Source organism: Peribacillus sp. GL_122, from assembly GCF_057835005.1.
In genome coordinates, this window is sequence record NZ_CM174415.1 from 1,416,991 (window position 1) to 1,429,411 (window position 12,421).

Here is a 12,421-nt window from a genome sequence, read left to right on the forward strand (position 1 = left end):
AAGTAGCTAGGAATTTGATATCGCTTTTAGTTGAGGGAACTGCAAGTCATGGAGCTGCTTGTATCTGCCGTTGTTTTGCAATAACTGTTGATGTGTTCCTTTTTCATGAACCTGCCCTTTTTCCAGAACGATAATTTGATCGGCATCATGAATGGTCGATAAACGATGTGCAATTACTATTGAAGTCCGGTTTTTCATTAAACGTGACAATGCCTGCTGGATCAAATGTTCGGATTCTGTATCCAAGGCCGCCGTTGCTTCATCGAGAATGATGATTTGCAGATTTTTCAAAAGTGCCCTAGCTATGGCAATGCGCTGTTTTTGTCCGCCTGAAAGCTTGACTCCGCGCTCTCCAATCTGAGAATCATAACCATCAGGAAAGGCACTGATAAAGTCATGCGCATTTGCCGCTTTGGCGGATTCGTTGATTTCAGCATCTGTAGCATCAAGTTTGCCATACACGATGTTATCACGGATGGAACCATTGAATAAAATGATATCCTGGGAAACAATTCCCATTTGTCCCCGTAATGATTTCAGTGACACTTCTTTGATATCATGACCATCCATTTTAATCGTGCCATCTTGCGGATCATAAAATCGGATCAAAAGGCTCGTGATGGTCGATTTTCCAGCGCCAGAGGAGCCGACCAGAGCAGTTACTTGACCAGCTTTCATGGTCAGGTTTAAATTGCTGAGTACAGGTACACTCTCATCATAAGCAAAATCAACACATTGAAATTCAATTTGCTTTTTTATCGCAGGGAGTTCAATGGCATTTCCCTTGTCACTTATTTCAGGTTGGGTTTCCAATATTTCAGTTATCCGCTCAAAGGCGGCGGCTGATTGCTGGACAATGCTGATGACCCGGCTAAAATTGCGAACTGGACTCTGCAGTAACCTCAAATAGGCGAGAAAGGCCACGATTAATCCTATTGTGAATTCACCTTCCATCACTTGCCAAGCACCGAACACAATGACTGCTACAAGACCGATATTGTTCAATAAATCAATAATCGGACCGAACATGGAACGTAGCCGAACGGACTTAAGGTTTGCAGCCATATTTTCCTGATTACGCTCCGCAAATCTCCTTGATTCGAATTCTTCATTTGTAAAAGATTGAATGAGCCGCATTCCTGAAATGGAATCCTGTAACTGGTTGCTGACATCTCCTGCGGAACTTTGCACAGACCTAAATGACATCCTGATGCGTTTCCCGAATGCCCTTGTGATATAGAACATGAAAGGGAATGTAAAAAGAAGGACAATGGTCAGCTTCCAGTTAATGAAAAGCATATATACCGCCACGGCAATGAAAGTCACCGTGTCAGTCAAGACTTGAAGCATGCTCGAAGAGATGAGCTGCTGCAGTAAATTGACATCATTGGTCAACCGCGACATTAAGTCACCAGTACGGTTTTTATCAAAGAATTTCATATCCAGTGTTTGAATATGGTCATACATGCTATTACGTATATCCATAATAGCCTTTTGACCGACCTTGGAAACGATATAGCTGTTAAAGTAGTTCAGTAAAGCCAATAAAATGGCAGCACAAAGAATTCCTGCGCCAATCCAGATTAACGAGTCATATCTTTTTTCGGGAATGATTGTATCAATCGTAAACTGCGTCAACTGGGGGATGGAGAACTCAAGCAATGAAATGAAAAGCATGATACATAAAACCAAAGTGCAAAACTTCCACTTCGATGGAACCCGATTGAACATTTGCTTGAGCATCAACCATATGCTTCCTTTTGAGGGTATTGCATGTAAGGTACTGCGGCCTTTGTGGCTGAATGGAATATGTCCTCCACTCATAGCGATCACTCCTATTTAGACTATCCTTGATGAATGTTGAAAGTCATTTGAATTAGATGAGTTTTGCCTTTATGACTATCATAGAGCTTTTCAAAAAATAGACAACTTTTAATCGGTTCACTTCAGTCAAAAAGTATTATCATTTTACACTTTCCTATAGCACATGGAATAATTAAAGGAGGTTAGCGAGGCTGATAAGAGGAGATGCTAAAAATGAATGAAAATGAAAAAATCAGGGAAGAGCTTTTAAATGCGGTCAACGGCCTATCGGATGAACAGCTGAACGCCCATCCTGAAACAGGACGATGGAGCATCATCCAGGTTTTGGATCATTTATATTTAATGGAGAGAGCCATAACAAAGGGCATTTCCGATAAATTGAAAGGCGACGATAGCAATCCTGCTGTGGATAAACCGATCGAGCTTACTTTAAATCGTGAAGTGAAGGTCCAGGCCCCCCCATTTGTCATTCCGTCAGAATCATACCAATCTTTGAGTGAGGTTAAAGAAAAGTTGTCCGAATCCCGAAAAGCTTTTGTACAGGTCGTTGACCATGCAAAGGAAATTGATCTCGAACTAAAGTCTTTTCCACACCCTTTGTTTAAAGATTTAAGCTTGAAGCAATGGATCCCGTTCGTGGGACTACATGAAAAACGGCATTTATTGCAAATTGAAGAATTGAAAGCAAAGTTATAAATAATAGAAGAAAAACTCATCCGTCTTTGGTTGAGTTTTTCACTTTCAGATGATATTCGTAAAGGAAGGATTATTCAGTGAAAGCCACTTGGGTAAGGACATGTTTGGTATTGGGCTTTTTCGGATTGTTGCTGTGGCTCTTGATCAAGTATGTGCTTCCGCCTGATCTAGATGAAATCGAACTGACTGACGAGCTGAATCCGATCGTCGCCGAAAAAAAAGACGAGCTCATTCAAGTGGCTAATGACAAAGGCATCCCAGTTATCATTACGGCGGGGTTCCGGTCTTTAGCCGAGCAAAATGAACTTTATGAAAAGGGCAGATCAGGCTCGGGCAACATCGTAACGAATGCAAGAGGTGGCGAGTCGCTGCATAATTTCGGTTTGGCGATCGATTTTGCCCTACTTAACAAACAAGGCGAGGCCATTTGGGATATGAGTTATGACGGCAACAATAATGGAAAGTCAGATTGGATGGAAGTTGTAACCATCGCTAAAGGGTTAGGTTTTGACTGGGGAGGGGATTGGGCAGGGTTCAAGGATTATCCGCATTTACAAATGACATTTGGCTTGAGCCTGGGTGAGCTGCAACAAGGCAAGCGGCCAAAAGGGCAGTGATAGTGGGTGGCTTCAGTATATACCGCATAAATTTTGAATAAAAGCAGGAAAATAAGCATGTGAATTGCTTTACAGGTAAGAATTCGATAAAGTGGAATAGTGAGAAATCAGACATAAAGGAGTGCAGTCACCATGGAAGAAACAAAACATTGCCGGGACTCTTTGGTCATAAAAACAAGCCTTGTCCTCCCGCCGGATACAAATAATATTGGTACGATGTTCGGAGGCAAATTAATGGCATACATTGATGATGTAGCGGCTATATCAGCCATGCGTCATGCGCGAAGCAACGTCGTTACGGCATCAACTGATTCTGTCGATTTCCTGCACCCTATTCACGAAGGAAATGCAGTTTGCCTTGAAAGCTTCGTGACTTATACGGGCAGAACATCAATGGAAATCATCGTAAAGGTGATTGCAGAGGATTTAGTTACAGGAGATCGGAATTTATGCGTCATTTCATTCTTGACGTTTGTTGCCATTAATGAAGAAGGTAAACCAATTCCGGTCCCGCGTTTGGTTCCTGAAACAGAGATGGAAATGAATTTAAATGAATCAGCAAAACAACGTGCCCAAATAAGAAAGAAAAGAAGGGAAGATACACAGTTCATTGCAAGTACTTTCGGTGTGAAACTGCCATGGACCGATCAATCGAAGCCAGGATTATATAAATAAGATACGCATCCATTTAGCCTTCTTATTGATGATTGAGACCAAATTCATTGTGATTTGGTCTTTTATTAATCGCCATAGTTTTTGGGAAAATCAGTACTCTCATCTTTCAGCGATGATATTATCCTTATGGGAAAGAAACGTGAAAAGACGCTTGGATAAGTCCAAGCGTCTTTTTTATGTACCTTGTTAGGTTTGATCATATCTGACTTTTAGTCATCGCTTGCTAAAATACCAAAGAAGCGCAAGATGTTAATGAATAGGTTAATGAAATCAAGATATAGATTCAAGGCCATGAGCGGTACTTCTTCGGCTGTTACCCCGTAATGCTTCATTCGATTGAAATCATATAAAATATAGCCACTGAAAACTAAAATCCCAATAAAGGAAAAGACCAGCATGGCTGTAGAGCTTAATGGAGAGAAAATGTTGAAAATGCTAATGACAACTAAAGCTAGCAAGGCCGCAAATAACATTCCTCCCAAGAAAGAAAGGTCCCTTTTGGTGGTCGTGGCATAAACCGCCAGTCCACCAAATACGACTGTCGTAGTAACACCTGCCAGAATCACCACATTTGCCCCTGCAGCGGCTAGGTAGTGTGCAATGATCGGATATGTCGTAATTCCTGAAATCAATGTGAAACTATACAAAAATGTATAACCGATGGCTTTTTTCCTCCGCAATATGAATGCTCCAATCAACATCGCGATCTCAAGTATCGCTAAGGGAAGAAACAAGGATGGCGGAACAATAGTGCCGAGAGCCATCCCTAAGACGGAAACGGCAAGTGACAAAGCGAACGTCCGCATGACGGACGGCATATATGTTTGTACAGTTTGTGAATACATTCAATCACCTCATCATTTATTTTCTACCGATTTCTACGAATCTGTTTTAAAAAGGTTTCATGGCATTTAATGAAAATAAAGTGTTTTTTTTAAAGTATTGAAATATATATGAAATAATTACCTGTTTTATGATATTCTTACAAATGTACTAACTTTTCTGAAATATCAAAAAAATTAAATCAGAACCATTCTGCTGTACGTAAAACGACAAGGTCAATAAATAGATATGAACTGTAAAATAGTTATCTTGGAATAATAAATTTAAAATTACTGGTTCTTTACATTTAATCGGACTTCAAAACTTTACTGTATAACCGTTATAAAGGAAACGATTTTTTATTGCAGAAAATTATTCCTAAAGTTATAAAAAATGAAAAAAATGTGATTATTTTCTATAAAAACTATTGTATAATTGTAAAAAATTGATTAAAATTTTAAATAATTATCAGAAGATTAATTATTTTCCCGATAAAATAGTTTAGGGGGAGCAAGGATGAAGAAAGCTATTTTGCAAATAGAGAACCTAACTACCTCATTTCGAATCGGCAACAAATATCATGCAGCGGTAGATGATGTTTCGTTTACGGTGAATGAAAATGAAATTGTAGCAGTTGTTGGAGAATCAGGTTGTGGAAAGAGTGCATTGGCATTATCTATCATTCAATTACATAATAAGCAGAGAACGAAATCCGAAGGAAACATCAATTATAAAGGTCAAAATCTACTAAAGTTGAATGATGTACAAATGAATAAAGTCCGGGGTAAGGAATTGGGTATGATATTCCAGGAACCTTTAACGGCTTTGAACCCGCTCATGACCATAGGAAAGCAGATCGAGGAGAATCTTGATTACCATACTGAACTCTCCAGTGCTGAAAAAAAGAACAGGACGATCGAACTTTTGACACAAGTGGGAATTCCATACCCTGAACGGACGTACAAGCAATATCCGCATGAGCTCTCGGGCGGAATGCGCCAAAGGGCAATGATCTCGATTGCCATTGCTTGCAATCCTGCACTGGTCATCGCCGATGAACCCACGACGGCACTGGATGTTACGATTCAAGCGCAAATACTTGATCTGCTGAAAGATATCCAGAGCAGGACAAAAATGGGGATCATCTTAATTACACATGATCTGAGCGTCGTAGCAGAGGTCGCAGACAGGATCGTTGTCATGTATGCAGGTCAGGTAGTGGAAACGGGAAGTGTTAAAGAGATATTCAACAATCCGCTGCATCCATATACGAGGTCGTTATTAAATTCGATTCCTTCTGCTGCAAACGAGAAAAATCGTTTGCACGTTATCGAAGGAATCGTTCCATCGATAGCGAAAATGGATCGGATAGGATGTCGCTTCCAAGATAGGATTCCTTGGATACCTAAACATGCGCATGAAGAGACACCCCGGCTTCACGATGTGGGTAACGATCATTTTGTGCGTTGTACCTGCTATAAAGAATTTTATTTTCAAGCTGAAGGAGATGCATCGGCCAATGACATTACTCAAATTAGATAATCTCAAAGTGCATTTTCCGATAAGGGGCGGTTTTTTTCGAAGGGTAGTCGATCACGTAAAGGCCGTGGACGGTGTTTCCTTTGAATTGCAGCAAGGGGAAACATATGGTTTGGTCGGTGAATCCGGAAGCGGCAAGTCCACGACAGGCAAGGCAGTGGTCAAACTGAATGAGGTGACATCCGGACAAATCCTGTTTGAAGGCAGGGATTTAGCATCTCTAAGTAGAAGAGAAATTAAACCATTCAGAAAAGATATCCAAATGATTTTTCAAGATCCGTATTCATCATTGAATCCGAAGAAGAGGGTACTGGACATCATTGCCGAACCGCTGAGGAACTTCGAACGGTTATCCCCTTCAGAGGAAAAGAAAATCGTACAGGACTTCTTGGACAAAGTCGGACTGAGTCCTGAATCGATTCACAAGTATCCTCATGAATTTTCAGGGGGGCAGCGCCAGCGGATTGGAATTGCCCGATCATTGACATTGAAACCTAAACTGATCATTGCGGATGAACCGGTGTCAGCATTGGATGTTTCCGTTCAGGCACAGGTATTGAATTTTCTTCAGGATCTCCAACAGGAGTTCAATTTGACTTATTTATTTGTCGGGCATGATTTAGGCGTAATCCGGCATATGTGTGACCGGATGGGTGTTATGTATCGCGGTAGATTGGTAGAGGAAGGCAAAAGCGAGGAAATCTATGAAAATCCCCAACATATATACACGAAGCGCCTGATTGCCGCCATTCCGGATTTAGAGCCGGAAGTTCGCGAAGATAAAGTGCAGCTTAGAAAAAAACTCACCTCAGAATATGAGTCTACCTACTCAAAATATTTCGATGAGAATGGACGTGCTTACGATTTGAAGCCAATCTCATCGACACATAGAGTCGCATTACAATAAGGAGGTGGAAGGAATATGTGGAAATTTATTCTAAGACGATTATTAGTAATGATCCCGCAGCTCTTTTTATTGAGCATCATCGTTTTCATGATGGCAAAAGCAATGCCGGGAGATGCACTGTCAGGACAGGAAATCAACCCTAGGGCCAATCCAGCCGAACTTGATAGGATCAGGGAAGAGCTGGGTTTGAATGACCCTTGGTACCAACAATATCTAAGGTGGGCATCCAATGCAGTACAGGGGGATTTCGGTATTTCCTATACACATAAGACGCCCGTTATGGATGTGATCGAAGACAGGCTTTGGAACACGGTGTTCCTGGCATTGGTCACGCTGATCTTTACATATATGCTTGCTATTCCATTAGGCATACTTAGCGGAAGGTATAACGATACCTGGGTGGATAAAACCGTTACGGGTTATAGCTATTTAGGGTTTGGCACGCCGATTTTCATTTTTGCTTTAATCATGTTATTCGTTTTCGGATTTGCCCTAGATTGGTTCCCGTCTGGGGGCAGTGTCGATTCAAAAGTGGATGAAGGAACATTCGCCTATGTTGTAAGCAAGATCAATCATTTGATTTTACCAGCTTTAAGTACAGCTTTAATTGCAACAACAAGTACGATCCAATATTTGCGAAATGAAATCATCGATAATAAAATCAAGGATTTCGTAAGGACAGCGCGTTCGAAGGGAGTGCCTGAATCAAAAGTATATTCACGGCATATCCTGAGAAATTCCTTTTTACCGATAGCAGCATTCTTAGGTTATGAAATTACTGGATTGGTCGGCGGCGCGGTCATAATCGAGACCATTTTCAGTTATCCGGGACTTGGGCAGCTTTTCCTTAGTTCAGTCAGTCTGCGAGATTTCAGTGTTGTCACGGCCATCGTCATGATGACGGGATTTGCCACTCTGCTTGGCACTCTTCTTTCGGACATCATACTTAGTGCGGTCGATCCGCGCATACGGATAGAATAGGAGCGGGGTGAGTCGTATGGAAATGAAAGTGGAAACCGGAAAGAACATACAAGTTAACGATGTGAGCCCTTCAGGAATCAAGATCATCTGGCAGGAAATCAAAAAGGATAAACTTGCCATGGGCTCATTGATTATATTAGCAGCCATATTGCTTTTTGTTTACGGTGCGTCGTTTTTCATGGACGCCAAGGAAATAGCCAAGGTCGATTTTCTTTCCATTTATTTGGAACCATCTTCAGACTATTGGCTTGGAACCGATTATGGTGGCCGGGATGTATTCGGACAACTGATAATTGGTACCAGAAATTCATTCACGATCAGTTTATTCATTACATTATTCACGGCTATCATCGGTTTATCATTAGGGCTTCTGGCGGGCTACTTTGGCGGGGCAACCGATAATGTGATCATGCGTATTATCGATTTCGTGATTGCCCTGCCGCAAATGATGTTCATCATCGTTGTAGTCGTGATTGTGCCGATCTTCAATGTATATGTTTTCATTTTAATCATGACGATGTTTTTATGGACAGGAAAGGCACGACTGATTCGTTCAAAGGCTTTGTCTGAGCGTGAGCTGGATTATATCCACGCCTCACAGACACTCGGGACACCACATTGGAAAATCATTCTGTTTCAGCTTCTGCCCAATGTCAGTTCATTGATCATCGTCAACTTCATTTTGAACCTTGCAGGCAATATTGGCTTAGAATCCAGTTTGACTTTCTTAGGGTTCGGTCTTCCGGAGAGCACACCTAGTTTAGGGACGCTCATCAGTTATGCTCGAAATCCAGATGTTCTGGAAAACAAGTGGTGGATATGGGTACCCGCATCACTCATGATTCTAGTGTTGATGCTGAGTATAAATTTCGTTGGTCAAGCGTTAAAACGCGCCGCCGATGCAAGACAAAGAAGAGGATAAAAAAAGGGGAGTGTAGGATATGAAAATCAAAAGCTACAGTAAGGTATTAAGTGCATTGGCCATTTCGTCTCTACTGCTTGCTGCATGTTCGAATGATACGGAGAAATCGTCAACGAAAGAGAAAAAAGGGAAAGATGTCGAACAGGTCGATACCTCTAAATTCCCGACAAAGACGACAAATCAAGGAGAGCCGATTAAAGGCGGCCATTTGACATATGGTTTGGTATCCGATACTCCGTTTGAAGGGATATTAAACAAAGTTTTCTATCAAGGCGAACCCGATAATCAAGTTATCACATTCTTTGATGAAGATTTATTGGATACAGATGAAAACTATGTATATACGAATGAAGGTGCCGCTTCCTATGAGATTTCAGACGATCATAAAACGGTTACGCTGACGATTAAGGATAATGTAAATTGGCAAGATGGAAAACCTGTGCTAGGTGCCGATTTAGAATATGCATATCTTGTCATGGGAAGCAAAGATTACAAAGGTGTACGCTATGATGAACAAATGGCTTTAATCGAGGGTATGGAAGAGTATCATGAAGGGAAAGCGGATAAGATTTCAGGCATTAAAGTCGACGGCAAGAAAATCATTTTCACATTCAAAAAACCGAATCCTTCCGTCACGACTGGATTATGGACATACCCGCTTCATAAAGAATACTTAAAAGATGTTCCGATTGCAGAGTTGGAATCTTCGGATAAAATCCGTAAAAATCCGATTGGTTTTGGACCATTCAAAGTGAAGAAAATCGTTCAGGGGGAAGCAGTCGAATTTGAAGCGAATAAAGATTATTACCGCGGTGCACCTAAATTGGACAGTATCACATTGAAAGTCGTGAATCCGTCTATTGTCGTCAAGTCACTTGAAAATGGTGACCTCGATGTAGCGGAGGTCTTGGCTGAGCAATATGATCAGGCCAAGGAATTGGATAATGTCGAATTATTGGGGAAAGTTGAATTGGCTTATTCCTATATTGGTTTCAATTTCGGCTACTATGATAAAGAAAAAGAAGAAAATATTATGGATGAGAATCCTAAATTCGGAGACAAACGCCTTCGTCAGGCGATGGCATATGCCATCAATAATGAAGAAGTTGGAGAAAAGATGTACAAGGGCCTTCGCTTCCCTGCCAATTCTGTCATTACGCCGAACTTTAAATATAATAATAAAGATGTAAAACCATATGAATATAATCCTGAAAAAGCTAAAAAACTTTTGGATGAAGCAGGATTTGTAGATACGAATAAAGATGGCATGCGTGAAGATGCAGATGGAAAAGAGTTCAAGATCAACTTTGCTTCAATGAGCGGTTCCGATGTTTCCGAGCCTCTTGCAAGGTATTATATCCAACAATGGGAACAAGTAGGTTTGGATGTTGAATTGCAGGATGGTAGGCTGCATGAGTTCAATTCATTCTATGACCTATTGAAAAAGGATAATGATCAAGTTGATGTTTATTCAGCTGCATGGGGAGTCGCTTCCGATCCGGATCCATCTGGTCTATGGGCTAGATCTGCGGAATTTAACTATACCCGCTGGGTGAATGAAAAAAATGATGAGCTTCTTGCTAAAGGGATTTCAGAGGAAGCCTTTGATGATCAATATCGAATCGATACGTATAATGAGTGGCAAGAATTGATCTATGATGAGGTTCCGGTCATTCCGACATTATTCCGTTATCAATTGGCAGGAGTGAATGAACGTGTTACAGGTTATGATTATCTCGCAGGCCGCCAATATCAGTGGCATAATGTGGGGGTAACGAAATAATTTAATTGATGACTATCGGCTGCCTTTATGGGCGGTCGATTTTTTTGCGTTTCAATGAAGTGGATAAAGGTTATATAGATAATAGTAAGTAATTGGAAGGGTGATATTGATGGAAGTGAGAAATCCTAATGAAACAAAGAGAGAGTTAGAAATATTGTTTACTGAATCGGTCGGCCGGTTATTGAAACCTCTTGAAGTGGAAATCATTGCTGACATTGTAGCCTATCCAGACGAAAAGAGAATTGCCTTCTTGGAATATATGAAGGAAATGTCCAACAAACAAAGACAGTTGAAATAAGTTGAACTTTCATCATGAAGGAGGTTTTTTTATGAGGAACGAAGATATAGGCAGATACAAAGTATGGCGAGATAAGTGGAAAAGAAAAGTTAATATGGAGAATTTAGCGTTATATGGCATTTCAACATTAGTTATGGCCATCTTGCCTGTCCTGGCCCATATGGGTTAAATCGATTAATAGGACCGTCTTTTGGCGGTCTTTTAATATGTTAAAAGTTCCCATGAAAAGATATAATGAACAAAGAGGAAAGGAGAGATATGCATGAGTTTGATCAAAGAAGAAGAGATCGTATCATACATAAAAGAATTGGTGTCCATACCTAGCCCCTCCGGCTATACAGATCAAGCCATTAAATACGCGGCCGATTTCATGGAGCAGAGGAAGGTTCCTTATAAGATCACGAATAAAGGGGCATTGCTTGCTTCATTAAAAGGCGAAGATGATGGCAAACATCGTTTGCTGACTGCCCATGTCGATACTTTGGGAGCCATGGTAAAGGAAATCAAGGCAAATGGCCGCCTTAAATTGACGATGATCGGCGGTTTTCGCTGGAACTCAGTGGAAGGGGAGTATTGTAAAATCCACACAGCTGACGGAGCAATTATCACCGGGACCATCTTAATCAATCAGACCTCTGTCCACGTATATAAAAATGCCGGGGATGCCAAGCGTGATGATGAGACAATTGAGGTCCGGGTAGATGCTGTCGTGAAAACTAAAGCGGAAACTGAAGCCATTGGCATTTCTGTTGGAGATTTTGTCTCCTTTGAACCGAGAGTGGAAGTTACGGATACAGGCTTTTTGAAATCAAGGCATTTGGATGATAAAGCAAGCGTCGGCATCCTGCTTCATATCATTGACCTCATTTCCGCAGGAAAGATAAAATTGGCAAATACGACCCATTTCCTGATTTCAAACAATGAAGAAATCGGCTATGGCGGTAATTCCAATATCCCTGAGAAAACAGTGGAATATCTAGCTGTCGATATGGGAGCGATCGGTGATGGACAATCTACGGATGAATTCAGCGTTTCCATTTGCGCAAAAGACTCCTCGGGTCCTTATCATTATAAATTACGTCAGCATCTAGTCGCCCTTGCCAAAGCAAATGCTGTCGACTACCGCGTCGATATTTATCCATATTATGGTTCGGACGCTTCCGCAGCGATCCGGGCAGGCTATGATGTCGTACATGGTCTAATCGGACCGGGGATTGATGCTTCACATGCCTTCGAGCGGACGCATGTCTCTTCATTAAAACATACAGCCAATCTGATTTTGCATTATATCCAATCAGAGTTGGTTTAATCTTGAAAAAAGCCCGCACTCACATGAGTGCGGGCTTTTATTGGTTTT

Annotated in this window: 13 protein-coding genes; 11 read left to right on the forward strand and 2 right to left on the reverse strand. The window is 41.2% G+C overall.

Annotation, left to right across the window (positions count from 1 at the left end; translation table 11 throughout):
- Nucleotides 1-6: 6 nt before the first annotated feature.
- Complete coding sequence (locus AC3ISB_RS06910) at nucleotides 7-1,824, reverse strand: ABC transporter ATP-binding protein (RefSeq protein ID WP_480339208.1); 1,818 nt, start codon at nucleotides 1,822-1,824, stop codon at nucleotides 7-9.
- A 213-nt stretch (nucleotides 1,825-2,037) separates the two neighbouring features.
- Between AC3ISB_RS06910 and AC3ISB_RS06915 the strand changes: the two genes are divergently transcribed.
- From AC3ISB_RS06915 to AC3ISB_RS06925, 3 genes are all read left to right on the forward strand, one after another.
- Entirely contained in the window at nucleotides 2,038-2,520 is a 483-nt protein-coding gene (locus AC3ISB_RS06915) for a DinB family protein (RefSeq protein ID WP_098371219.1), read from the forward strand.
- Between the two features lie 77 nt (nucleotides 2,521-2,597).
- Nucleotides 2,598-3,137, forward strand: a complete 540-nt coding sequence (locus AC3ISB_RS06920; protein ID WP_098371218.1) for a M15 family metallopeptidase — start codon at nucleotides 2,598-2,600, stop codon at nucleotides 3,135-3,137.
- A 132-nt stretch (nucleotides 3,138-3,269) separates the two neighbouring features.
- Nucleotides 3,270-3,812, forward strand: a complete 543-nt coding sequence (locus tag AC3ISB_RS06925; protein ID WP_076366945.1) for an acyl-CoA thioesterase — start codon at nucleotides 3,270-3,272, stop codon at nucleotides 3,810-3,812.
- Between the two features lie 209 nt (nucleotides 3,813-4,021).
- Here AC3ISB_RS06925 and AC3ISB_RS06930 read toward each other — a convergent pair whose 3' ends face one another.
- Entirely contained in the window at nucleotides 4,022-4,657 is a 636-nt protein-coding gene (locus AC3ISB_RS06930) for a Bax inhibitor-1/YccA family protein (RefSeq protein WP_144526997.1), read from the reverse strand.
- A 493-nt stretch (nucleotides 4,658-5,150) separates the two neighbouring features.
- Here AC3ISB_RS06930 and AC3ISB_RS06935 point away from each other — a divergent pair, with 493 nt between their 5' ends.
- From AC3ISB_RS06935 to AC3ISB_RS06970, 8 genes are all read left to right on the forward strand, one after another.
- Complete coding sequence (locus AC3ISB_RS06935; RefSeq protein ID WP_098371216.1) at nucleotides 5,151-6,176, forward strand: ABC transporter ATP-binding protein; 1,026 nt, start codon at nucleotides 5,151-5,153, stop codon at nucleotides 6,174-6,176.
- The gene (locus AC3ISB_RS06940) at nucleotides 6,154-7,080 is read left to right on the forward strand and encodes an ABC transporter ATP-binding protein (protein WP_053534228.1); all 927 of its coding nucleotides are present in this window, start codon (nucleotides 6,154-6,156) and stop codon (nucleotides 7,078-7,080) included. The genes AC3ISB_RS06935 and AC3ISB_RS06940 overlap by 23 nt, the downstream gene beginning before the upstream one ends.
- Before the next feature lie 15 nt (nucleotides 7,081-7,095).
- Nucleotides 7,096-8,061: an oligopeptide ABC transporter permease gene (gene opp4B, locus AC3ISB_RS06945; RefSeq protein WP_098371215.1), complete on the forward strand. Its 966-nt coding sequence runs from the start codon at nucleotides 7,096-7,098 to the stop codon at nucleotides 8,059-8,061.
- A gap of 22 nt (nucleotides 8,062-8,083) precedes the next feature.
- Entirely contained in the window at nucleotides 8,084-8,983 is a 900-nt protein-coding gene (locus AC3ISB_RS06950; protein ID WP_370028930.1) for an ABC transporter permease, read from the forward strand.
- Between the two features lie 19 nt (nucleotides 8,984-9,002).
- On the forward strand, nucleotides 9,003-10,766 hold the full coding sequence (gene opp4A, locus AC3ISB_RS06955; protein ID WP_489275899.1) for an oligopeptide ABC transporter substrate-binding protein: 1,764 nt from the start codon (nucleotides 9,003-9,005) through the stop codon (nucleotides 10,764-10,766).
- A gap of 109 nt (nucleotides 10,767-10,875) precedes the next feature.
- Nucleotides 10,876-11,064, forward strand: coding sequence for a hypothetical protein (locus AC3ISB_RS06960; protein WP_480339205.1), 189 nt, complete (start codon nucleotides 10,876-10,878; stop codon nucleotides 11,062-11,064).
- Between the two features lie 31 nt (nucleotides 11,065-11,095).
- On the forward strand, nucleotides 11,096-11,233 hold the full coding sequence (locus AC3ISB_RS06965; RefSeq protein WP_480339204.1) for a hypothetical protein: 138 nt from the start codon (nucleotides 11,096-11,098) through the stop codon (nucleotides 11,231-11,233).
- A 93-nt stretch (nucleotides 11,234-11,326) separates the two neighbouring features.
- Complete coding sequence (locus tag AC3ISB_RS06970; RefSeq protein WP_141992480.1) at nucleotides 11,327-12,373, forward strand: M42 family metallopeptidase; 1,047 nt, start codon at nucleotides 11,327-11,329, stop codon at nucleotides 12,371-12,373.
- Nucleotides 12,374-12,421 lie beyond the last annotated feature (48 nt).